The sequence below is a fragment of the Sinorhizobium terangae genome, assembly GCF_029714365.1.
Taxonomy (GTDB): Bacteria; Pseudomonadota; Alphaproteobacteria; order Rhizobiales; family Rhizobiaceae; genus Sinorhizobium; species Sinorhizobium terangae.
In genome coordinates this window covers 1,688,779-1,711,512 of the sequence record NZ_CP121659.1, presented here as the reverse complement: position 1 = coordinate 1,711,512, position 22,734 = coordinate 1,688,779, and the positions used below count along the sequence as shown (strand labels likewise).

Sequence of the window (22,734 nt, the reverse complement as noted above, 5' to 3'; positions counted from 1 at the left end):
CGGCGGCCAGCGAGGCAACTTTGCCAACCGACCGTTGAAAGATGAATCATCGGCGGGCGCTTGATAGGTGGAAACCGTTCTAGAGTAATGAAGATTCTGGGGAGGTTCGAAATGCCGTTCTCGGTCGCCACTACTGCCACCAACACTTCGCGGAAATTGACTATTACAGCCGCAGGATGAAATGCGGCTGCTTGGGTCCGCTTGCCATCAACCTGTGGTGGCGCTTACCGTGTCGGTCTCTGATACCCGTGGTGCAGGAACGGCTATCGCCCCGGCCGCCCCGGTTTCCCCTTCGTTCGCCCCTTGCGTCGCTTCTCCTCCGCCGGGTCCTCATAAGACCCAACGCCCGGCTTCGCCCGGACCAGCGGCTTCTCCGGCACCTTCCCCGTCACCGGCTTTTCCGTCCGTCCGACGGTCATTTCGTCGAGGGTGTTCTTGCGGAACAGCGATTGCCCCTTGCCGGCGGGGAGGGCCACGTCGCGGCCCATTTCGTCGAGGTCGGGCTTGCGGAAGAGGGGGCGTTCTGTGTCGGTGCCCGGGCCCATGTCGTCGAGCGAGGGTTTGGCGAAGAGGGATTTTCCCTCCCTCTTGTGGAGAGGGTGGCCCGAAGGGTCGGGAGGGGTTTCGTGGTTTTTCCCCTCCCCAACCCTCCCCACAGGGGGGAGGGAGTCGGTTGCGTATGCCGTGCCCTTGCTGCCCCGCTTGCTGCTTTCCTGCGACCTTGCCTCTTCCCGTGCCAGCGGATCATCCAGTGCGGCGAGTTCGGCGGCCTTGAGGCGTTTGATTTCGTCGCGGAGTCGGGCGGCGGTTTCGAAGTCGAGGTCGGCGGCGGCGTCGCGCATCTGTTTTTCGAGCGCGTTGAGATGCGCCTGTAGATTGTTGCCGACGAGGTGGCCGCCGTCGGCAAAACCCTTGCCGGAAACGCCGGAAATGTCGGCGCGGACGTGGTCGCGTTCGTAGACCGAATCGAGGATGTCGGAGATCTTGGCCTTCACCGATTCCGGCGTGATGCCGTTTTCGAGGTTGTAGGCCATCTGCTTCTCGCGGCGGCGGGCGGTTTCCTCCATCGCGCGCTGCATGGAGCCGGTGATCGTATCGGCATAGAGGATGACCTTGCCGTCGACGTTGCGGGCGGCGCGGCCGATCGTCTGGATCAGCGAGGTTTCCGAGCGCAGGAAACCTTCCTTGTCGGCGTCGAGGATGGCGACGAAGCCGCATTCGGGAATGTCGAGGCCCTCGCGCAGAAGGTTGATGCCGACCAGCACGTCGAAGGCGCCGAGGCGCAGATCGCGGATGATCTCGATGCGCTCCAGCGTGTCGATGTCGGAGTGCATGTAGCGCACCCGCACGCCCTGCTCGTGCAGGTATTCGGTGAGGTCTTCGGCCATGCGCTTGGTGAGCACGGTGACGAGCGTGCGGTAGCCGGCGGCGGCCGTCTCGCGGATTTCTCCGAGCACGTCGTCGACCTGCGTCTTGGCCGAGCGCACTTCGACCGGCGGGTCGATGAGGCCGGTCGGGCGGATCACCTGTTCGGCGAAGACGCCGCCGGACTGTTCCAGTTCCCAGCCACCTGGCGTCGCCGAAACGGCGATCGTGTCCGGGCGCATGGCGTCCCATTCCTCGAAACGCAAAGGTCGGTTGTCCATGCAGGAGGGCAGGCGGAAGCCGTATTCGGCGAGCGTCGCCTTGCGGCGGAAGTCGCCGCGATACATGCCGCCGATCTGCGGAATGGTGACGTGGCTCTCGTCGATGAAGATCAGTGCGTTATCGGGAATATATTCGAACAGCGTCGGCGGCGGCTCGCCAGGCTTGCGGCCGGTCAGGTAGCGCGAATAGTTCTCGATGCCTTGGCAGGAGCCGGTGGCTTCGAGCATTTCCAGGTCGTAGCGGGTGCGCTGCTCCAGCCGCTGCGCTTCGAGCAGGCGGCCCGCTTTTTCCAGTTCTTCAAGCCGAAAGACCAATTCGTCCTTGATCGCCTTGATGGCGGCGTTCAGCGTCGGTCGCGGCGTCACATAGTGCGAGTTGGCGTAGATCTTCACCGACTTCAGGTCGCCAGTTTTCTGACCGGTCAGCGGATCGAACTCGGTGATCGCATCGATCTCGTCGCCGAACATGGAGATGCGCCAGGCGGCATCTTCCAGGTGGGCGGGGAAGATCTCGATCGTGTCGCCACGCACGCGGAAGGAGCCGCGCTGGAAATCCATGTCGCGGCGCTTGTATTGCTGCGCCACGAGGTCGGCCAGCAATTGCCGCTGGTCGAGCCGGTCGCCGACATTCATCTGGAATGTCATCGCCGTATAGGTCTCGACCGAGCCGATACCGTAGATGCAGGAGACCGAGGCGACGATGACGACGTCGTCGCGCTCCAAGAGCGAGCGCGTCGCCGAGTGGCGCATGCGGTCGATCTGCTCGTTGATCGAGGATTCCTTCTCGATATAGGTGTCCGAGCGCGGCACATAGGCTTCCGGCTGGTAGTAGTCGTAGTAGGAGACGAAATACTCGACCGCGTTGTCCGGGAAGAAGTTCTTGAACTCGGAATAGAGCTGGGCGGCGAGCGTCTTGTTCGGCGCGAGGATGACGGCCGGGCGCTGCGTCGCCTCGATCACCTTGGCCATGGTGAAGGTCTTGCCCGAACCGGTGACGCCGAGCAGCACCTGGTTGCGCTCGCCCGTCGCAAGCCCGTCCACGAGATCGGCGATCGCCGTCGGCTGGTCGCCGGAGGGCTGGTAGTCCGTCACCATCTTGAGCGAAATGCCGCCTTCCGATTTCTCCGGCCGGGAAGGGCGGTGCGGCGTCCAGAGCTTGCCATCCTTGAACAGCGGATTGCCGCTCTCGATCAGCTTGGCGAGCGCCTCGACCGTGGCGGTGACGCCCGAACCGGCCGTCAGCTTGTCGGCATCCTCAAGCGCGACATCGAGGCCGGCCACCGGATTGAGCCCCGCGGCGGCGCGCGTCTTCGGGTCATGGCTGCCGCCCATCGAAGTGCCGCGGGCGGTCTTTCCGCCGACGATCTCCGGCTTCCCCCTGCCACCGCGTGCTGTGTCGGACGACTTTTCCTTGGCGGCAGATTTCGAAGCAGCAATCTCCACCTTCTTGCGATGCTTGCCCGCCTTGGAGGCGATCTCGCGCTGGCTCTCGAAAGCGCTTGCCTCCGCCTCCGCCTCGAGCTGCTTCACCCAGTCGGAGACATTGCCGGACAGCGGCGTGCCGGAAAGCGGCGCCTGCGGGGCTTCTTCGAAACCGCTCGGTGTTGACGATTTCTTCGGGGAGTTCTTCGGATTTTGGGCCATGGCCGGAATATGGACAGAGTCAGGCCGAATGTGAAGGGGGAATGAGTACAAAAGGGAAACGGATGCGGGATTTTCTGTCGGCGCACGCCATCCCGACGCGGGCCTCCGCGAGCGCCGATTGCAGCCTCGTGGCGCGATCGGCACACCCGTCGAAACGGATGATTTCGCTTGCAACGGCCGTCGTCATCGGCCAAATCTCGGCCACGATTTGCGCTCTCCCGAGGTCTTTATGCCGTTCGCCATCAATCCCGCCTATGTCTGGCCGGTCCTGCTTCTGCTTGTCTCCAATGTCTTCATGACCTTTGCTTGGTATGGCCACCTGAAGTTTACATCCTCACCGCTCTATATCGTCATCGTCGCAAGCTGGGGCATTGCCTTCTTCGAATACTGGCTTGCCGTTCCCGCCAACCGCATCGGCCACTCGGTCTATTCGGCAGCGCAGCTGAAGACGATGCAGGAGGTGATCACGCTCACCATCTTCGTCATCTTCTCGGTCTTCTGGCTGAAGGAGTCGATCGGCTGGCACCATGTCGTCGGCTTCGCGCTGATCGCCGCCGGCGCGTCGTTCATCTTCAAGGGGTGAGACGGCTCCATCCGCTCGCCCGAACGGTCGATGCAGGCTAGCTAGTTCCGGCGTTTTTCGCAGAGTGCGACGCGGATTTTCGGCTGCATCAACTAAGCAGGTCGAAGGCGCGATAGATCCAGATCAGTTGGTAGAGCAGGCCGCTGACGAGGAAGGTGGCATGAAAACTCCTGTTCGGCGTCCAGGCCGCGACGACGCACAGGATGATGTAGGTCGCATTGCGCAGCGGATATTCGAGGCCGTAGCTTTCGAAATGGGCTTTGCCCTTGAGCGCTGTATCGAGGAGGTCGACCGCAAACGCGACCGCGAGGAATCCGAAGAACCACGCCCGGCGCGACAGGAAATATTCCTCGTAGCCGGCATATTCATCCAGCGAGGTCGGAAAGAGCAGCACGCAGAGAAAGAAGTAGATGCAGGCGTAAAGAATGACGAACAGGTAGACGCTGAAATCGATCACTGCGAGCGAGTGCAGGTAGTATTCCCACCACCAGAAATGCAGCAGGAACACGAACATGAACAGCACCCAGCCAAGATGGATCCAATAGACCTTGGTCTTGCCGGGATGCTGGACGAAAAGCGCTACGCCGCTCAAGAGCCGCGCCAGGCTGAGGCTGATAATCATGCCCATGACGATGCGAATATGGGAGAAGATCGCCGGATCGGGCGCGGGCGCGTCCATCTGCCTGCCTATTCTTCCGGTACCGGCGTCGGCTTGCCGGTTGAATCGAGCGCCACCATCACGAAGATGGCGTCGGTGACCTTTTCCATGACGTGGGAGAGGTAGCGCTGTGCCCAAGCCTCCACCTTCAATGTCATCGAGGTACGCCCGACCTTGACGATATCGGTATAGATGCAAAGCGTGTCGCCGATCTTCACCGGCAGGGCGAAGGCCATTTCCTTGACCGCGGCTGTCACCACACGGCCCCTGGCACGTTCAGCGGCGCGAATGCCGCAGGAAAGGTCCATCTGCGCCATGACCCAGCCGCCGAAGATATCGCCGGCGGCATTCGCGTCGCCAGGCATGGCGAGTGTGCGCAAGGTAAGCTCGCCGTTCGGCTTCATCGCTTGGGTCATCAGCCTGTCTCCCTGTTGTCGAACAAGATCTACCGCATGGTCGGTCGGCAAGGAAACAGTACCTGCCGACGATTCCGTCTCCGGCGGGAGTGCTCGGAACGCATTCAGTGATATTCAAATCGTTAATTGAGTGCCGCAAAATATAGTCATCCGTTGTTAGGAGCTTTGCAAAGACCTGCTCCTATTCTGCAGCCTCAAAGTGGAGGCTGGGGATGAGAAAATTTCGGATTTCGACGCGTCTCTACGCGCTGGTGGGGTTTGCGCTGCTGACTATGGCGGCGGCATTGACGTTTAGCCTGGTTCAGGCGCAGGACAAGCTGGTCGCGGAACGCAAGGCCATGCTTGCGGCGATGAACGAGAACGCCGTTACGGTATTCGAGGCCTACTACAAGCAGGAGACGGCTGGAACGCTTTCGCGCGAGGAGGCGCAGAAGCGTGCGCTCGAAGCCGTTAAAGCGATGCGCTATCAGGACAGCGGCTATTTCTGGGTCAACGACATGCACCCGACCATGGTCATGCACCCGATCAAGCCCGAGCTCGACGGCACGGACCTGACCGCCAACAAGGACCCGAACGGCAAGCATCTCTTCGTCGAATTCGTCAAGACGGTGCAGGCGCAAGGCAAGGGTTTCGTCGACTACTACTGGCCAAAGCCCGGCGCCGAAGAGCCGGCGCTGAAATATTCTCATGTCGCCGGCTTCGAGCCCTGGGGTTGGGTGGTCGGCACCGGCGTCTATGCCGACGATCTCGCGACGATGTTCCGTGAGCGCGCCTGGCAGATGGCAGGCATCCTCGCTGCAGCCGCGCTGGCGATCCTGACGGCGGCGCTGGCGATCGTGCGCAGTGTCGTGCGCCCGGTCGAGAAGCTGAAAGTCTCGATGCGTGCGATCGCCGACGAGGATCTTTCCTCCGAAGTGCCGGAAACCGATCGCGGCGACGAGATCGGCGAGATGGCTAAGGTCTTGGTTGTACTTCGCGATTCGGTCAGGGAGCGGCTCGAACTGCGCTCGCGCGAGGAGGAACAGCAGGGTAGGCTGAATGCCGAACGGCACAGCAACGAGGAGCGGCAGCGTGCGACCGCCGAGGCGCAGGCGGACGCCATGGATACGATCGGCGCGGCGCTGGAGCGTCTGGCGAGCGGCGACCTGACCGCCGAGGTCGAGCAGATCGCTCCCGAATATGCCAAGCTGCGGCAGGACTTCAACACGGCCGTCGCGGCACTTCGCGACGTCATCGGCGCCATCTCGCAGTCGACCGACGTCGTCCACGGCAGCGCCGGGGATATTTCCGAGGCCGCCCATAATCTGTCCCGCCGGACGGAGCAGCAGGCGGCCGCCCTCGAAGAGACCGCGGCAGCGCTCGATCAGATCACCTCGACCGTTCGCCATGCCTCCGACCGTGCCCACGAGGCGCGCGACATGGTCAATGAGACGAAGGCGAGCGCGGCGAAATCCGGCGGCATCGTTCGCAATGCGATCGACGCCATGGGGCGGATCGAAGCGTCCTCCAGCCGGATCAGCCAGATCATCGGCGTCATCGACGAAATCGCCTTCCAGACCAACCTGCTTGCGCTCAATGCCGGCGTCGAGGCGGCGCGGGCAGGCGAGGCGGGCCGCGGCTTTGCCGTCGTCGCCCAGGAAGTGCGCGAGCTTGCCCAGCGCTCGGCCGGTGCGGCAAAGGAGATCAAGGATCTGATCGGCGCCTCGGTCAAGGAGGTCGGCGCCGGGGTCGAACTGGTGCGCTCCACCGGTGACGCTCTGATGGAGATCGAAACCCTGGTCAATCGCGTGAACGAGCAGGTGGCCTCGATCGCGACGGCCGCCCGCGAGCAGGCGACGGGTCTTCAGGAGGTCAACACAGCCGTCAACAGCATGGATCAGATGACCCAGCAGAATGCCGCGATGGTGGAGGAAACCACCGCCGCAAGCCAGACGCTCGCACAGGAGAGCCGCGAATTGAAAGCGCTGCTCGAGAAGTTCCGCCTGCAGGAAAGCAACCGCCAGGCGATCTATGACAGGGCGGCCTGACGGAGAAAAAGGCTCCTTGCAATGACTGGCCCGCGTTCAAATAACGCGGGCCTTTTTTTTATATATGTATCGCCAGTTGCATGCGAAGGCGCGCGACACGCAGCACTTGACGTAATGCCGCGGGCAAGGTGAGATGGCGCGGCTGGAGGGATTGGCCAGGCAGGCCGATCGCTGGGCCACTGCATGATTCCTTAAATCGGAAAATCATGCAGCCATTCCGGAGGACTCTGCCCGTGCCGCTTCCCAAGCTTTTCATCTCGCGACCGCCAGCTGTCATCCTCATGGCGATCGGCGTCCTCTCGGCCTGCACGGTTGTCGTCGATGAGCCGCGCCCCGGGCCCATCCGCCCCGGCCCGCCAATGTGCACGATGGAGTTCGCGCCGGTTTGCGGCGAGCGCGGCAACCGCCTGCGGACTTTCTCGAATGCCTGCCTGGCGCGGGCTGATGGCTTCCGGGTTGTGCACCGCGGTGAGTGCCGCCCCACCAGTCGCCCGCCGCTGCAGCAGGCCTGCACGCGTGAATTCGCGCCCGTCTGCGGCCAGCGCGGTGCACGGAGGCAGACCTTCCCGAATGCCTGCACGGCGCGTGCGGAAGGATTTCAGGTAATCGCGCCGGGTGAATGCCGGGCCGGCAGCGTCCGTCCGCCGCAGCAATTCTGCACGCGGGAATTCGCCCCGGTCTGCGGCGTGCGTGCCGGGCGGATGCGCACCTTTCCGAATGCCTGTGAGGCACGTGCCGACGGGTCCAGAATTGTTCACGGCGGCGAATGCCGCTGACATCGCGGCAAGGACGTTGACCCAGAATTTCGGGCCCGCGCTCGAATGGATGCGGGCCTTTTTATATCGGTTAACGGCGGTTGCCGCCGGATATGGGGTTCCGCCGGAAAGCCTTCATTTACCATGCCTGCATAAAGTCCACCCGAGATCCGATTTTTCCGCCCGCGCGCCCGCGTGACGACACAGGCGGCAGCGACGGTCTTAGGGACGGCGGCGCATCGGCAAGCTTCGGCTTTGTCGTGGATGAAGGCGGCAGTGAGTATGGCGTGTGTTTCTCTTCTCCATCGGCCCTTGACCGCGATGGTGCTGTCCGCTTCCCTGGTTGCCTGCACGACCGACGTGCTCGCGCCCTCGGCCAGAGTCGACGGCGGCGCTCGTGTCAGCGTCATAGAGCCGGTGCGGGCCGACACCCGCTCGCGGCAGGAGATGGCGGCGGCTTATCCTTCAGGCGAACCGGTTGCGGCCTCCACCGGAAGTGTCGTGACCGCCAATCCCGGCCCACGGGGGGACCGCGATCTACCGATGATCGACAGCGAGCCGCTGCCGGCTACGCAGACGGCAAGCGCCGCTCCGATGGCAATACCCCCCGAAGGGGTCAATATGGACGCCATGCTTGGGGTCCAGCCGGTCGTCGGGCTGGCCGAAGAACAGAGCAACGAGATTGCCGAGGGCAACGCCAGTCAGCCGGTGGTCGCCGGCATCGGCGATGACAACGTGCATCAACTCGGCGGATCTCCGGGGCCAGCGCCCGCATCCGACGCGAACCTCGGCTACGACCCTGACCTGCCGCCGCTGACGCCGGAGCAGATCTCTGCGGAGGAGGAGAAAAAGCCGCGTTACATCGAGCGGCAAAGGACCGTTCAGCGCACGCAGGAATCACAGCAGGTCGCCTTCCTGCCACGCGTGCGCAATCCGATGTCCGCGCCGGAGTTTACCGGCGAGATGCCTCGTCCGGAAATCGCCTGCCGCCAGCGCCTGAAAAAGCTCGGTGTTGTCTTCCGCGATATCCCGCGCATCAGCAACGGACCGTCCTGCGGCATCGACTATCCGATCGAGCTTAGCGGCCTTTCCGGCGGCATCGCTGTCAAGCCCGCCGTAAAGCTGAATTGCCAGGTGACCGAAGCCTTCGCAAAGTGGGTCAAATACGAGCTCGCTCCGTCATCGCGCTATCGCTACTGGTCCGGCGTCAAGACGATCAAGCCGCTCGGCGGCTATTCCTGCCGCACGATGAATTCGCGCCGCGGCAACCCGATGTCCGAACATGCGCACGGCAATGCCATCGATGTCGGTAAATTCGTCCTGAAGAACGGCAAGGAGATCGATGTGCGCAGGAAGGGCTTCTTCGCCTTCCGCGAACGTGGCCTGCTGAAGGCCGTCCGCACCGACAGCTGCAAGTATTTCAACACCGTGCTCGGCCCCGGGAGCGATCCGTTCCACAAGGACCACTTCCACTTCGACCTCAGAACACGCAAGTCCGGCTATCGCCACTGCGACTGAACTTACGCAATTCTGGACAGAAGTCCGCTACACGATTTTCCTGGAATTGCGAGGACGGCAGGCAAAAAAGAGGCCGGCGGGGAAAGCCGGCCAAACACCGGAGAATAGGGGGAGGCTCCGGAGTGCAAATCACGAGAAGCGAGGGCGCTCCACGCCGGGTGAAAGTGATTGAAAAGCATCACCGTTTCATGACAGTGATGGGCAAGCAGCCCTGATCCGGATTCTTCTTTGCCGGATTCCAGCAAAATCGAGTTTCTTCATGCCGCCTGTCTCGGAACTGATGATGTTTGCTCTGGCGTTGGCGGCGGCCGGCGTCGTTGCCGGCGTGCTCGCCGGCCTCTTCGGCATCGGTGGCGGGGCGATCCTCGTGCCGGTCTTTTATCAGGTGTTCGGCCTGCTCGGAATCGATGACGCGGTCAGGATGCATCTTTCCGTCGGCACGTCGCTCGCGATCATTGTTCCGACCTCGGTTCGGTCGTTCCTATCGCACTACCGGCGCGGGGTGGTCGATATCGACCTGCTGCGTAACTGGATCGTGGCGGTACCGCTCGGCGCGATCCTCGCCTCTGTGATCGCGGCCCATGTCGGCAGCGAGACGTTGCGTCTGATCTTCGCGGTAATCGCACTCGCCTTGGCCTTCCGGATGATCTTCAATCGCGCGAGCTGGCTCATCGGTACAGACCTGCCGAAGAACCCGATCAAATGGCTGGTCGGCGTCGGGATCGGCATTCTTTCCGGTCTCATGGGGATCGGTGGCGGCGTGCTTAACAACACCTTCATGACGCTGCACAACCGGCCAATTCATCAGGCCGTCGCCACCTCCGCCGGCGTTGGCGTGCTGATCTCGATTCCCGGCCTCTTCGGCTATGTCTGGGCGGGGTGGGGCGCGCCGGGCCTTCCGCCACTGTCTACCGGCTTCATCAACTGGATTGCGGTCGCGCTGATCATCCCGATAACCTTGCTTGTCGCGCCGCTCGGCGTGCGGCTTGCCCACGCCATGGGCAGGCGACAGCTCGAGGCGGGATTCGGCATCTTCATGGTGCTCATCGCCATCCGCTTCTTCTACAGCCTTCTTGGCTAGGCGGGACGCGGCTAGACACTTCTTGCTTGCTGCAGCGGCGCGCGCCGTTCAGATGTGACGACGTCTCCGTAATACAACTTCGCGCGGCATTGCAGCGTAAGAGGCATCGCACGTGTGACAAAAGCTGTGCGATAATTCCACCATGAAACGCGGGGGTCAAATCGCCTGCTTCGAACCTGCTTGTTGAAGTTAATAGTATATAATATACGTAAATATATAATGATGAGCTCGGATGGAGGCAACGATGCCTGCAGCAGCAACTGCAAGACCAGATGTCAAAGGCTTCTACGAGGCGCGCACGGGAAGCGTCCAATATGTCGTCTCGGACCCGCAGACGAAGCGCTGCGCGATCATTGATCCGGTCCTCGATTTCGACGAAAAGTCGGGTGCGACAGCGACCCTGCAGGCCGATCGCATCCTTGACTACATTGCGGAGAACGGCCTGACGGTCGAATGGATCCTCGATACTCATCCCCATGCCGATCATTTTTCGGCCGCCGCCTATCTGAAGGAAAGGACGAGCGCGTCTACCGGCATCGGATCCGAGGTGGTACGCGTCCAGAAGCTCTGGAAAGGGATCTACAACTGGCCTGAGTTTGCGACGGATGGATCGCAATGGGACCATCTCTTCGTTGACGGCGAGCACTTTTCGGTTGGCTCGATCGAGGGGAGTGTTATTTATTCGCCCGGCCATACGCTCGCTTCGGTCACCTATGTCGTCGGCGATGCCGCCTTCGTGCATGATACGATCTTCATGCCGGACAGCGGCACGGCGCGGGCGGATTTCCCCGGCGGCGACGCGCGTCAGCTCTGGCATTCGATCAGCGCGATTCTCGCCCTGCCGGATGAAACGCGGGTCTTTACCGGCCATGACTACCAGCCGAACGGCCGCGCACCGTGTTGGGAAAGCACAGTCGGCGAGCAGAAGCGTTGCAACGCGCATCTGGCAGGCGTGACCGAGGAACAGTTCGTTGAGCTGCGTCAGGCGCGCGACAAGACACTGCCGATGCCGAAGCTGATCCTTCATGCGCTGCAGGTCAACATTCGCGGCGGGCGCCTGCCGGAGCCCGAAGAAAATGGCGCGCGCTATCTGAAGTTTCCGCTTAACGCGCTCAAGGGAGCGGCGTGGAACTGAAAGGAGGCGAACATGGGAACGGTAACGAAATTTCGAAACGTCCGTCCCGACATGAGCGAGCGGGCGGGCGACGCCGCGGCGCTGCTCAAGACGCTCGCGAACCAGAATAGGCTGATGATCATCTGCACGCTTGTCGAGGGCGAGCATTCCGTCGGCAAACTGGAAGAGATGCTGGGCATACATCAGCCAACCCTGTCGCAACAACTGACAGTGTTGCGAGAGTCCGGCATCGTCGCGACGCGGCGCGATGCAAAGCAGATTTTCTACCGGCTGGCGGAGGATAAAGCCGCGCGGTTGGTGATCGCGCTCTACGAGATCTTTTGCCGCGAAGGGACGAAGCAATGACGGCCTACATCAGCGGCCTTTGCGGTGGCATGCTGATCGGGCTGCCGGCCGCGGTCCCCTTTTCCGGCATACTCGTCGGCATAAGCGTGCCCCAATTCCCCGTTTGACGGAGCGTCACCGCTAAATTTGCGCTCGGTAGCTGCAATTCCGCGCGAATTGGCCCATATAGAGCGGCATCCCGCCACTCCTGTACGTTCCCGGATCCTTTTGCATGGCGCCCATCGTTTCCGTTTCCAATCTGTCGAAGACCTATGCATCGGGCTTCAAGGCACTGAAAGGCGTCAGCCTCGATATAGAGCAAGGCGAAATCCTCGCTTTGCTCGGGCCGAACGGAGCCGGCAAGACGACGATGATTTCGATCATCTGTGGCATCGTCAACGCAAGCGGCGGCGAGGTCACTGTCGGTGGGCATGACGTCGTGCGCGATTTCCGCCAGACCCGGGCGATGATCGGCCTGGTGCCGCAAGAACTGACCACCGACGCCTTCGAGACCGTGTGGAACACAGTCTCGTTCTCACGCGGGCTGCACGGCAAGAAACCGGATCCCGAGCATATCGAGAAAGTGCTGAAAGACCTGTCACTCTGGGACAAGAAGGACAACATGCTGCGGGAGCTTTCTGGCGGCATGAAGCGGCGCGTGCTGATTGCCAAGGCGCTGTCGCACGAACCGCGTGTGCTCTTCCTGGACGAGCCGACAGCCGGCGTGGACGTCAGTTTGCGCAAAAGCATGTGGGACGTCGTGAGGGAGCTTCGCGCTTCCGGCGTGACGATCATCTTGACCACGCATTACATTGAAGAGGCAGAGGAAATCGCCGACCGGATTGCGGTAATCAACGGCGGGGAGATCCTGCTGGTGGAAGACAAGGCGGCGTTGATGACGAAACTCGGCCGCAAGCAACTGCGCGTCGAACTCGCCCAGCCGCTCGACCGCGTGCCAGATACCTTGTCGTCCTACAATCTGACGCTCGAAGGCGACGGCCACTGTCTGATCTATGACTATGATACCAGCGCGGGGCGGACCGGTATCACCGCACTGCTTGCCGAGCTTGCGGAAGCAGGAATCAGGCTCAAGGACCTATCCACGCGACAGAGTTCGCTGGAGGACATTTTCGTCGAGATCGTGGAGGCGGGGCGATGAACATCGAGGCGGTCAAGTCGATCTATTTCTTCGAGATGGCGCGGACGCGCCGCACGCTTCTGCAGAGCGTCGTGTCGCCTGTCATTTCCACGTCGCTCTACTTCATCGTCTTCGGCGCGGCGATCGGGGCACGCATTCAGGAGATCGACGGCGTTTCCTACGGTGCCTTCATCACGCCCGGGCTGATGATGCTGACGCTTCTGACCCAGTGCATCGGCAACGGTTCCTTCGGAATCTATTTTCCAAAATTCACTGGCACGATCTACGAGGTATTGTCTTCGCCGATCTCGATGCTGGAGATCGTGCTCGGCTATGTCGGCGCGGCGGCGACCAAAGGGTTGATGATCGGCACGATCATCCTCGCGACAGCCTCGCTCTTCGTCGATCTTTCGATCGCCCATCCTTTCGTGATGGTGTTCTTCTTCGTGCTGACAGCGATAACCTTCAGCCTGTTCGGTTTCATCATCGGCATCTGGGCCAAGGACTTCGAGCAGTTGAACCTGATACCGATGCTGGTCGTCCCGCCGCTCGTCTTTCTTGGCGGCAGCTTCTACTCGATCGACATGCTACCGCCCTTCTGGCGGGCGGTCAGCCATTTCAACCCGGTGCTCTATCTGATCAGCGGCTTCCGCTGGAGCTTCTTCGAGATTTCCGACGTCAACCCGGTCGCCAGCGCCGTCATCATCCTCGTCTTCCTGACTGTCTGCATGTCGGTGCTGACCTGGATTTTCCACACCGGCTATAGACTTCGGAATTAGTCCCGCAGCCGCAGTTGGTCCGTGCGCATCTGGAGGAAATCGAGGGTCGAGAGAAAGCTCATGCCAAGAAGGCTCCGGTCGAGTTTTCCTTCTGCCGCGACCATTGCCCGGATGTTCTGGCGCTCGATCGGACCGATGGCAATGTCCGACAAGGTGACCGGTGCGGCGAGCGTCCGACCATTCGCCGTCAGGACCGTTACGGTGTAGCTGAGGTTCGCCGGATCGAGGCCGATCCTTTCAGCGTCTTCATAGGTGAGTGCGATGCTGCTTGCGCCGGTATCGACCAGCATGCTGACCTCGTGGCCGTTGATCATCGCGTCCGCGGCGAAATGGCCGTCGAGCCGGCGATGCAGCACCACCTCCTGCTGGCCCTCGCTGTCGGTGATCACCATCGCGCGTCCCGGCATTAGCCCCGCCAGCAGCCGGTCGGCCACGGATTGCAGTTCGAAGCGGTAGACATAGACAGCGATCAGCGCGAGGGCGATCAGGAACCAGATGAAGATCTGGCGCAGCCCTTCGCCGAGCCGCCCGCGACCGCGGAGAATCGCGGCGCTCAGGAGGGCGGCCATGGCGCCGAGCGCGACAAGCCTCCCGAAATCCTCGTTGTTGATGCCGAAGGTTTCGCCGCTATCGTGGTTGAAGATCAGGAGCGCGAGGCCGACCGCGAGAATGGCCAGCAAAAATATCAGACGATTCATGCGCCGTTTCGTTCCCGCGCCATGCGCGACCTGCGCGTCTCCCGCCGTGGCTTGCGTTCCACCGTGTCGAGCCGCGCGGGCAGGGCCACCATGATGCTGTGCCGCTCCGCATCGGTGTAAAGCGTCCAGGCACCGATCTCTTCACGCGTGCGGCCGCAGCCGAAACAGTAGCCGGTTCTTTCGTCGATCGAACAAACGAGAATACAGGGGGATTCCACGGTCGAGGCTTACTCCGTTTTCCGCCGGAAGTGGTTCGCGGCCAGTATCCCGTGTTCACTTCGGATCTACTGCATGTTTCCTTAAATCATAGCCGATTCAAGGATAAAAACATGCAGCAATTCAAAGTACTACAGCGTCCTTTGCGCGTCTGATAAGACGCGCGGCGCTGTAGAGCAATATTGGCCTTTCAGATCGTTAGCGCAAGGGCGCCGAGAATGGCGATTTCCGTCAGTTGCTGCGTCGCACCGATCGTGTCGCCGGTATGGCCGCCGATCTTGCGCGACGCGATCTTTCCGAACGCCTTTACAGTGAGCGCGAAGGCGACAAGCGCGAGCAGCACCGCGATAACGGGAATGCCGGCCGCATAGAACAGGAGCAGCGCGATAACACCGGCGGAGCCGAGCGCGGTGGAGGTCGCTTTCGGATCGGGTGTACCTGCCGATGCGGCTACCCCGTCGGAGCGGGCAAGCGGGAGGCGAGACCAATGCCAGACCATCGCCGCGCGGGTGAGCGCCGCCACGCCGAGGAGCATGAGCCCTGCACCGAGCGGCGTGACGAGTGGCAGGAAGGACGCTAGCGCGGAGACACGCAAGCCGACGGACAGGATGAGAGCCAAGGCACCGTAGGTTCCGACACGGCTGTCCTTCATGATCGCGAGCGCGCTTTCCCGGTCGCGTCCGCCGCCGAATCCGTCGGCGGTATCGCCGAGGCCGTCCTCGTGCAGGGCTCCGGTGGCGAGGACCTGCACGGCGATGACGAGGAAGGCGGTGAAGAGCGAGCCCATGTGAAGCGCAATCAGGAGTGCCGCGACGGCTGCTGCGGGTAGGGCGATTAGCACACCGGCAAGCGGAAAGGCGCGCACGGCACGATTGAGGCGGCCGTCATGGCTCGCGAAATGGCGTTGCGGCACGGGAATGCGACTGAGGAAGGCGACCGCGCGCGCTACGTCGTCCCAGAGATCTCTCAAATATGCCATTCCCCCTCCCGCAGCCCGTCTACAGCGCCGCGCGTCTTACGCGCAAAGGACGCCGTAGTGCTTTCAATCGCGGCATGTTCTTATCCTCAAACCGACTACGATTTAAGGAAACATGCAGCGGGCCGAATCGTCGTGCTCCGTCCGATCATGCTCCGGCGACAGCATTTGGCGCAAATGCCGTTGCCGGAAGCTGCCCCACCCTCTATGACGTGCGCCAATCGATGCTTTTAGATCCAAGGATTCTCCATGAGTGCCAGCGGCCTTCCGTTCGATGATTTCCGCGAATTGTTGCGCAACCTTCCGGGACCGGATTCGGCGGCGCTCGTGGCGGCGCGTGAACGGGATGCGCAATTGACGAAGCCGCCGGGCGCGCTTGGACGCCTTGAGGAAATCGCCTTCTGGCTTGCCGCCTGGACCGGTCGCCCGCCTGCCGTCACCCGGCCTCTGGTCGCGGTCTTTGCCGGCAACCACGGCGTGACACGCCAGGGCGTAACGCCCTATCCGCCTTCGGTAACACAGCAGATGGTGGAGAATTTCGCTGCCGGCGGCGCGGCGATCAACCAGATCTGCGTCAGCCATGATCTCGGCCTCAAAGTGTTCGACCTTGCACTCGACTATCCGACCGGGGACATTACCGAAGAGGCTGCGCTTTCCGAGCGCGATTGCGCGGCGACGATGGCCTTCGGCATGGAAGCTGTCGCAGGCGGAACGGATCTCCTCTGCATCGGCGAGATGGGGATCGGCAACACGACGATTGCGGCCGCGATCAACCTCGGTCTCTACGGCGGCACGGCGGAAGAATGGGTCGGGCCGGGAACGGGCTCGGAAGGTGAGGTGCTGAAGCGCAAGATCGCCGCGGTCGAGAAGGCCGTGGCGCTCCATCGCGACCACCTCTCCGATCCGCTCGAGCTGATGCGCCGGCTCGGCGGCCGCGAGATCGCGGCGATGGCTGGCGCGATCCTGGCCGCGCGCATGCAGAAGGTTCCGGTGATTATCGACGGTTACGTCGCGACCGCCGCGGCGGCGATCCTCAAGGCCGCGAACCCGTCGGCGCTCGACCACTGCCTGATTGGCCATGTTTCCGGAGAGCCGGGACATATGCGCGCGATCGAGAAGCTCGGCAAGACGCCGCTTCTGGCGCTTGGCATGCGGCTCGGCGAAGGCACAGGTGCCGCGCTCGCCGCGGGCATAGTCAAGGCCGCCGCCGCCTGCCATAGCGGTATGGCGACCTTCGCCCAGGCCGGTGTCAGCAACAAAGAGTAATCTCACGCGTTAGTGGCATCGAGTCTGCCGCAATTCGCGCCTGACTTACGGATGCGTGCGGTAGCCTTGCGTGCACGCCGAGCACGTGCCACCGTTGCTGTCGATAGGCTGTCGGACCTCGAAAGCTCGATAGCAGAGGGCTTGATAGGAACAACCGGCTCTCCTATCCAGAGGCGCGCGACGAGCGATGATTGCAGGTCTTTAAAAGCCGGCCGCCTTGTATTCGCCTCAATCGCGATATCGTAGCTTCCGCAGTTTTGAGCCCGTCGAGATAAAATGGACGCCAACAACACCACCCCGCGCAACGGCCGCTCCGGAGCTGTCGACAAGCACACCGGCATCCGGCACCTCTTTGCCGCGGCGAGCTATTCGCTCGGCGGGGCGAAGCGGTTAATCGGGGAGGCGGCGTTCAGGCACGAGCTCATCGCCTTTGCCATCGCCATGGTGGCCTTCTTCATCGCCGGCGCGACGCTGTTTCAATATGTCGCGATGACGATCCTGTTCCTGCTGATGATGGCTTTCGAGGCGATCAACACGGCGATCGAGGAGATCGTCGATCGCGTCTCCCCGGAAATCTCGGAAATGGGCAGGAACGCGAAGGATCTCGGGTCCTTTGCCTGCCTCTGCCTCATCCTTGCCAATGCGGCCTATGCCTTTTACGTGGTGTTCCTAGCGCGTTTCCTGAGCTGAATGCGCGCTGATTACGCGAAGCTCTTGCGGCGCGGTTCCAGCGCACGGACATCCTCGACCGGCGGGAGGCTCTCGAGCACGCGGCGGGGCGGCAGGATGGCAATGGCTTCGGTGCCTTCGCGAAGCTTGGAGCGCAGGATAAACTGGCCATTATGTTTGGCGAGGATCGCCTGGACGATCGGCAGGCCGAGCCCGGTACCCTGTTCGGCGCTCTTGATCGCGATCGAGCCCTGACCAAAGGCGGAAAGCACGATCGGGATTTCCTCCTCGGGAATGCCCGGTCCATTGTCCTTGATCGACAGATATTGTCCGCCACCCGCGGTCCAGCCCACCTTGACGGTGATCTCGCCGCCCGAGGGCGTGAACTTGACTGCATTCGAAAGCAGATTGAGCGTTACCTGGCGTATTGCCTTCTCGTCGATCCAGACGGCAGGCATGTCCTGTTCGAACTGCTCACCAATCGTGATGTTTTTCGAGCGGGCGCGAAGCTGCACCATGCCGATGCAATCCTCGGCGATCTCGACGAGATTGACTGCTTCCTCGTTGAGATCGTACTTGCCCGCCTCGATACGCGAGAGGTCGAGGATCTCGTTGATGAGGTTGAGCAGGTGCTCGCCGGAGCGGTGGATGTCGGACGTATATTCCTTATAGGTCGGGTTGCTGAGCGGCCCGAGCACTTCGGTCGACATGACCTCGGAAAAGCCGAGAATGGCATTGAGCGGCGTGCGCAACTCATGCGACATCGAGGCGAGAAAGCGGGATTTCGCGAGATTGGCTTCCTCGGCGCGGCGACGGGCCTCGTCGGACATGGATTTCGCCACTTCGAGCTCTGCTATGAGGTCGTCTTTTTCGGATTGGACGGAAAGGATATGAACGTTGGCGCGATTCATCCGTCCGGTCATGAAGACGAGGAAGACGAGTGACAGCGAGAGGATTCCGGTGAGGCCGATGTGGACAGGATCGCCTCTGGTCGCCGACGAGAAGGCGAGCGCGGCAACGACCGGCAGAAACGTGTAGAGCAGGGCGTTGCGCAACAGGAAGGTGCCCATGGCGGTTGCGGCGAGTGCAACCAGCAGCACAGTGCCTTCGAAAAAGCCAAAGCGGATATCGCCGCAGGCGGCGCAGTCCTGCGTGGCGAAGATGGCCCAGCAGAGCCCCATCAACGCCTGGCCGACGAGAAAGCGACGGCGCCAGACGGCGACTTTGTCAGCGCCGATGTCTTCGCGCTTCGCCTTGCGGGCGAGGAATATGATCACGGCATGGGCGGAGAGCGTTGCCAACGCCCAGGCAAGAATGTCCGGTTCGCCGGAAAGGTAGACGCCCGTGGCCGCAATGAGTGCGATGAGGAAGGGCAGGGCAATCGCCCCATGTAGGACAGAATCGATATGCAGGAGAAGCATTTCCCGCTCGAAACCGGTCGGGGCGGACGAGCCGGTCTGCAGCCGCTCGCGTGTCGCCCGCACGGTCTTCGAAACGGCCTTGTTTCGATGACTGCGCGACTTGTCGACGATGATCTTATCTGTCGATGTGCTGGCGACGATGCTCATGCTCTTGATCAAGGGCTTGTGTCCAGCTTGCAGTCTAGGACGCAATCCTTAAGAAGTTGCTGCCCGGCAAGGATTCGAAAACCATTGTGGCGCGATAGCGTTTTTTTGAGAGGTAGGATGAGGCTGGCAGTGTCGAATCGTGAGGTGCGTGATTGAGGCCGGGAAAGCGGAACTTCCGGATCGTCAATGGCGCAGGACCGAGGTCTCCTGCGCCGAGGCGGCGGTTCGGATTTGGCCGTTCGCCGGCCGTTGCGCCGCGGAGAGGCCCCGAGGGGCGCGGCGGAATGATCGGCGGCTGGGTTTTCCTTATCCTGCTCAGCATCGGCGCCTATATCGCCGCGAAGCTGCCGCCGCCGGAAAGGACGGTGACCGGCGAACTGCAGGGCGCAGCCACTGCAAGCGATGGCGACAGCCTGAGGCTCAACGGGCGGCGCATCCGGCTCGAAGGCATCGACGCGCCCGAAATCGGCCAAACCTGCCGGCGCGGCGAAACGACTTGGGATTGCGGTGGCGAAGCGCGCGAGCGCCTGACGACACTAATCAGAGGGCACGCTACCGCATGCCGCCTGCATGGCCACGACCGCTATGGCCGCGACCTCGGCGTCTGCGAGGCTGGTCAGCGCGATCTCGGCCGCGAGATGGTCATCTCCGGCTATGCGGTCAGTTATGGCCGCTACCAGAGCGAGGAAGATGCGGCGCGCGAGGAACGCGTCGGCATCTGGAGCGGTGATTTCGTTCGGCCGCAAGCATGGCGCCGGTCGAATGGTGGCGCGGAGGAAATGCCGCATGAAATGGACAATTGGTCAGGGCTCATTCTTCAATGGCTGGAGGACCAGATCCGGGTGATGTTCAGGAGGTTCCTAGATGGCGGATAGCAGCGCGCATCATCTGGACGTATTGCGGGCAGCCATTGCCGCATGCCGCATCTGTCGCGACAGTCCAGTGCGCGGTGAGGAACATCGGCTGCCGCACGAGCCGCGGCCCGTGGCGGTCATTTCGGATTCGGCGCGCATATTGATCGCGGGCCAGGCGCCAGGACTGCGCGTGCATGAGAGCGGACTGCCCTTCAACGACGCATCGGGCGATCGGCTGCGCCAATGGCTTGCCGTCGACCGTCCAACATTCTACGACCCGAGTAAATTTGCGATCGTCCCCATGGGGTTCTGCTTCCCAGGCTACGACCGCCACGGCAGCGACCTCCCGCCGCGGCGGGAGTGCGCGCCGCATTGGCGGCAACGGGTGATGGATGCCATGCCCCAGATCGAGCTCGTGCTCGCCATCGGCCACTACGCGCAGCGTTGGCATCTCGGGCCGGATTGTCCAGCGTCGATGACCGAGACCGTCAAAAACTGGCAACGATACGTCATGCGCAACGCCGGCCCGGCCGTCTTGCCGCTACCCCACCCAAGCTGGCGCAACACCGCCTGGCTACGGAAAAATCCCTGGTTCGAAACGGACCTGCTGCCGTTTCTGCGTGGCCGGGTCGCTCGGTTGATTTCGTGAAACAATTTTCTTTATCTTCATGAAATTCCCGCTATGAAGGGAAAAATATTCGAGAGGACTTTTGATGGATCGCCTAGACCGCAAGATCCTGCGGCTTCTGCAGGAAGACTCGACTTTGGCCGTCGCCGACCTCGCCAAGAAGGTCGGTCTTTCGACCACGCCTTGCTGGCGGCGTATCCAGAAAATGGAAGAGGATGGTGTGATCCGCCGCCGGGTCGCTCTGCTCGATCCGGTGAAGATCAATACCAAGGTGACGGTGTTCGTTTCGATCCGCACCAACTCGCACTCGATGGAGTGGCTGCGCCGCTTCTCCGAAGTGGTCGCCGACTTTCCGGAAGTGGTCGAATTCTACCGCATGAGCGGTGACGTGGATTACCTGCTTCGGGTCGTCGTGCCCGACATCGGTGCCTATGACGCCTTCTACAAGCGGTTGATCGCCAAGATCGAGATCCGCGACGTGTCCTCTGCCTTTGCCATGGAGCAGATCAAGTACACGACCGAATTGCCGCTCGATTACATGGTGATCGACCAGGCGAAGTCGAGCGAGGAATAGCCCTGCGTCAGGCTTGGATGCCAAGCCGGATACGCACGGGATCGCTTTGAAGCTCGCGCAACGCATCCTTTCCGATCCACCTTGCCGAACGACGGTCGCTGTCGGCGAGCTTTTGCGCCAGTGCGAGCGCAGGTCCGTAGCAAGCGGCGCTGCGTTTGCCGATCTGGCGCAGCGCCCAATTGACCGCCTTCTTCACGAAATTGCGTTCATCGGCGGCATGCGCTTCGATAAGCGGCAGCCAGGCAACGAGGAGCGAATCCGGCTCCTTCTTCAGGTGGACAGCCGCGGTCGCGATCATCGCGAAGGCGATGCGGCGGACGAACTCCCGTTCATCGGCGGCAAATTCCGGAATGAGCGTCCGCTCGAAACGAGCGGCGACAAAGAGGTCGGCGACCGTATCGGCGAGCTCCCAGGAATTGCAGTCGCCGGCCCATTCCCGCGCCTCGTCCAATGTGAGCTCGCTCGGGGAGGCGCTGAAGGCCGCGAGCAAGCGGGCTTCGCGGATGTTTGATTGCCAAAGCGCCATCGCCCGGGCGTGGTCGACTTTCACTTGCCGGGCAATGCGACGCAGCTCGACGTTGGAGAGGCCAAGCGCGGTTTGCGTGACAATGCCGAACCGCGCCATGCCAGCCACGTTTTCCTTCCAGCCGAGCGCCCGCATGTGTTCGATGACTTCGCCGACTGTGGACGCGGGCGAAAGCGTCATTTTTCGAGACGGGCAAGCAGCGACGAAGTATCCCAGCGATTGCCGCCGAGCGCCTGGATATCGGCATAGAACTGATCGACCAGAGCGGTGACCGGGAGCTTGGCGCCGTTGCGGCGGGCCTCGGCCAGCACGATATCGAGATCCTTGCGCATCCAGTCGACGGCAAAGCCGAAATCGTATTTGCCGGCATTCATCGTCTTGTGGCGGTTCTCCATCTGCCAGGATCCGGCGGCACCCTTTGATATGACATCGATCACCTTCTCGATGTCCAGCCCCGCCTTCTTGCCGAAATGAATGCCTTCGGCGAGCCCCTGCACGAGGCCGGCGATGCAGATCTGGTTGATCATCTTGGTAAGCTGGCCGGCGCCTGCGGGGCCCATCAGACCAACCATGCGGGCATAGGCGTCGATCACCGGCCTGGCTCTGTCGAAGACATCCTGGTCGCCGCCGCACATCACAGTCAGCACACCATTCTCTGCGCCAGCCTGCCCGCCGGAAACCGGCGCGTCGATGAAATGCGCGTTCTTCGCGCGGGCGGCGCCGTAGAGTTCGCGGGCGACCTCGGCCGAGGCCGTGGTGTTGTCGATGAACACAGCGCCCGGCTTGAGAGCTTCAAAGGCGCCATCCTTGCCGGTGGTCACGGAGCGAAGGTCATCGTCATTGCCGACACAGGCGAAGACGAGATCCTGGCCGTCCGCTGCCTCTGCTGGGGTCGCAGCCGCGCGGCCACCGAACTCGGCCGCCCACTTCTGCGCCTTCTCTGCGGTGCGGTTATAGACGGTCAGTTCGTGTCCGCCGCGAACCTTGAGGTGACCGGCCATGGGGTAACCCATGACGCCGAGACCGATGAATGCGACTTTAGCCATTCCTGCAGA

Annotated in this window: 23 protein-coding genes; 14 read left to right on the top strand and 9 right to left on the bottom strand. The window is 62.1% G+C overall.

The features are described from left to right. Window positions 1-263: 263 nt before the first annotated feature. Window positions 264-3,290 carry an excinuclease ABC subunit UvrB gene (gene uvrB, locus QA637_RS08080; protein WP_283064683.1) on the bottom strand — a complete coding sequence of 1,009 codons (3,027 nt, stop codon included), beginning with the start codon at window positions 3,288-3,290 and terminating at the stop codon, window positions 264-266. Between the two features lie 229 nt (window positions 3,291-3,519). Here uvrB and QA637_RS08075 point away from each other — a divergent pair, with 229 nt between their 5' ends. Next, complete coding sequence (locus QA637_RS08075) at window positions 3,520-3,873, top strand: DMT family protein (RefSeq protein WP_153441040.1); 354 nt, start codon at window positions 3,520-3,522, stop codon at window positions 3,871-3,873. 88 nt (window positions 3,874-3,961) lie between these two features. Here QA637_RS08075 and QA637_RS08070 read toward each other — a convergent pair whose 3' ends face one another. Continuing rightward, the gene (locus tag QA637_RS08070) at window positions 3,962-4,552 is read right to left on the bottom strand and encodes a hypothetical protein (RefSeq protein ID WP_153441039.1); all 591 of its coding nucleotides are present in this window, start codon (window positions 4,550-4,552) and stop codon (window positions 3,962-3,964) included. Window positions 4,553-4,560: 8 nt separating this feature from the next. Further along, on the bottom strand, window positions 4,561-4,947 hold the full coding sequence (locus tag QA637_RS08065; protein WP_153441038.1) for an acyl-CoA thioesterase: 387 nt from the start codon (window positions 4,945-4,947) through the stop codon (window positions 4,561-4,563). A gap of 212 nt (window positions 4,948-5,159) precedes the next feature. Here QA637_RS08065 and QA637_RS08060 point away from each other — a divergent pair, with 212 nt between their 5' ends. From QA637_RS08060 to QA637_RS08025, 8 genes are all read left to right on the top strand, one after another. Then, on the top strand, window positions 5,160-6,974 hold the full coding sequence (locus QA637_RS08060; RefSeq protein WP_153441037.1) for a methyl-accepting chemotaxis protein: 1,815 nt from the start codon (window positions 5,160-5,162) through the stop codon (window positions 6,972-6,974). Window positions 6,975-7,180: 206 nt separating this feature from the next. Continuing rightward, window positions 7,181-7,750: a Kazal-type serine protease inhibitor domain-containing protein gene (locus QA637_RS08055; RefSeq protein WP_428843125.1), complete on the top strand. Its 570-nt coding sequence runs from the start codon at window positions 7,181-7,183 to the stop codon at window positions 7,748-7,750. 261 nt (window positions 7,751-8,011) lie between these two features. Next, the gene (locus QA637_RS08050; RefSeq protein WP_153441035.1) at window positions 8,012-9,247 is read left to right on the top strand and encodes an extensin-like domain-containing protein; all 1,236 of its coding nucleotides are present in this window, start codon (window positions 8,012-8,014) and stop codon (window positions 9,245-9,247) included. Between the two features lie 259 nt (window positions 9,248-9,506). After that, complete coding sequence (locus QA637_RS08045) at window positions 9,507-10,328, top strand: sulfite exporter TauE/SafE family protein (RefSeq protein ID WP_153441034.1); 822 nt, start codon at window positions 9,507-9,509, stop codon at window positions 10,326-10,328. A gap of 244 nt (window positions 10,329-10,572) precedes the next feature. Next, window positions 10,573-11,463: an MBL fold metallo-hydrolase gene (locus QA637_RS08040; protein ID WP_153441033.1), complete on the top strand. Its 891-nt coding sequence runs from the start codon at window positions 10,573-10,575 to the stop codon at window positions 11,461-11,463. Window positions 11,464-11,475: 12 nt separating this feature from the next. Then, complete coding sequence (bigR, locus tag QA637_RS08035) at window positions 11,476-11,808, top strand: sulfite-sensing transcriptional repressor BigR (protein WP_153441032.1); 333 nt, start codon at window positions 11,476-11,478, stop codon at window positions 11,806-11,808. A gap of 211 nt (window positions 11,809-12,019) precedes the next feature. After that, window positions 12,020-12,946: an ABC transporter ATP-binding protein gene (locus QA637_RS08030; RefSeq protein ID WP_153441031.1), complete on the top strand. Its 927-nt coding sequence runs from the start codon at window positions 12,020-12,022 to the stop codon at window positions 12,944-12,946. After that, window positions 12,943-13,704: an ABC transporter permease gene (locus QA637_RS08025; protein WP_153441030.1), complete on the top strand. Its 762-nt coding sequence runs from the start codon at window positions 12,943-12,945 to the stop codon at window positions 13,702-13,704. The genes QA637_RS08030 and QA637_RS08025 overlap by 4 nt, the downstream gene beginning before the upstream one ends. On the opposite strand, the gene QA637_RS08020 is transcribed toward QA637_RS08025, so the two are convergent. The 3 genes from QA637_RS08020 to QA637_RS08010 all read right to left on the bottom strand — a co-directional run bounded on the left by QA637_RS08020 (window position 13,701) and on the right by QA637_RS08010 (window position 15,597). Next, window positions 13,701-14,402: a TIGR02281 family clan AA aspartic protease gene (locus QA637_RS08020; protein WP_153441029.1), complete on the bottom strand. Its 702-nt coding sequence runs from the start codon at window positions 14,400-14,402 to the stop codon at window positions 13,701-13,703. The two genes, QA637_RS08025 and QA637_RS08020, sit on opposite strands and share 4 nt — an antisense overlap. Continuing rightward, window positions 14,399-14,620 carry a DUF1289 domain-containing protein gene (locus QA637_RS08015; RefSeq protein ID WP_136505644.1) on the bottom strand — a complete coding sequence of 74 codons (222 nt, stop codon included), beginning with the start codon at window positions 14,618-14,620 and terminating at the stop codon, window positions 14,399-14,401. Before QA637_RS08015 ends, QA637_RS08020 begins: the two co-directional genes overlap by 4 nt. A 188-nt stretch (window positions 14,621-14,808) precedes the next feature. Further along, window positions 14,809-15,597 carry an adenosylcobinamide-GDP ribazoletransferase gene (locus QA637_RS08010; protein ID WP_153441028.1) on the bottom strand — a complete coding sequence of 263 codons (789 nt, stop codon included), beginning with the start codon at window positions 15,595-15,597 and terminating at the stop codon, window positions 14,809-14,811. A 246-nt stretch (window positions 15,598-15,843) separates the two neighbouring features. On the opposite strand from QA637_RS08010, the gene cobT reads away from it, so the two are divergent. Together cobT and QA637_RS08000 are read left to right on the top strand one after the other, a co-directional pair. After that, a complete protein-coding gene (gene cobT, locus QA637_RS08005; protein ID WP_153441027.1) occupies window positions 15,844-16,860 on the top strand; it encodes a nicotinate-nucleotide--dimethylbenzimidazole phosphoribosyltransferase in 1,017 nt (338 codons plus the stop codon). A 276-nt stretch (window positions 16,861-17,136) separates the two neighbouring features. After that, window positions 17,137-17,550, top strand: a complete 414-nt coding sequence (locus tag QA637_RS08000) for a diacylglycerol kinase (protein ID WP_153441026.1) — start codon at window positions 17,137-17,139, stop codon at window positions 17,548-17,550. An 11-nt stretch (window positions 17,551-17,561) separates the two neighbouring features. Here the strand turns inward: QA637_RS08000 and QA637_RS07995 are convergent, their stop codons facing one another. Continuing rightward, window positions 17,562-19,097, bottom strand: coding sequence for a sensor histidine kinase (locus QA637_RS07995; protein WP_153441042.1), 1,536 nt, complete (start codon window positions 19,095-19,097; stop codon window positions 17,562-17,564). 152 nt (window positions 19,098-19,249) lie between these two features. Between QA637_RS07995 and QA637_RS07990 the strand changes: the two genes are divergently transcribed. The 3 genes from QA637_RS07990 to QA637_RS07980 all read left to right on the top strand — a co-directional run bounded on the left by QA637_RS07990 (window position 19,250) and on the right by QA637_RS07980 (window position 21,153). After that, entirely contained in the window at window positions 19,250-19,972 is a 723-nt protein-coding gene (locus QA637_RS07990; RefSeq protein ID WP_153441025.1) for a thermonuclease family protein, read from the top strand. Next, window positions 19,962-20,600 carry a uracil-DNA glycosylase family protein gene (locus QA637_RS07985; protein ID WP_153441024.1) on the top strand — a complete coding sequence of 213 codons (639 nt, stop codon included), beginning with the start codon at window positions 19,962-19,964 and terminating at the stop codon, window positions 20,598-20,600. The genes QA637_RS07990 and QA637_RS07985 overlap by 11 nt, the downstream gene beginning before the upstream one ends. A gap of 64 nt (window positions 20,601-20,664) precedes the next feature. Next, window positions 20,665-21,153, top strand: a complete 489-nt coding sequence (locus tag QA637_RS07980; RefSeq protein WP_153441023.1) for an Lrp/AsnC family transcriptional regulator — start codon at window positions 20,665-20,667, stop codon at window positions 21,151-21,153. Window positions 21,154-21,160: 7 nt separating this feature from the next. Here QA637_RS07980 and QA637_RS07975 read toward each other — a convergent pair whose 3' ends face one another. After that, window positions 21,161-21,859 (bottom strand): DNA alkylation repair protein, encoded by a 699-nt coding sequence (locus QA637_RS07975; protein ID WP_153441022.1) that lies wholly within the window; start codon window positions 21,857-21,859, stop codon window positions 21,161-21,163. Next, the gene (locus tag QA637_RS07970; RefSeq protein WP_153441021.1) at window positions 21,856-22,725 is read right to left on the bottom strand and encodes an NAD(P)-dependent oxidoreductase; all 870 of its coding nucleotides are present in this window, start codon (window positions 22,723-22,725) and stop codon (window positions 21,856-21,858) included. Before QA637_RS07970 ends, QA637_RS07975 begins: the two co-directional genes overlap by 4 nt. Between the last annotated feature and the right edge of the window lie 9 nt (window positions 22,726-22,734).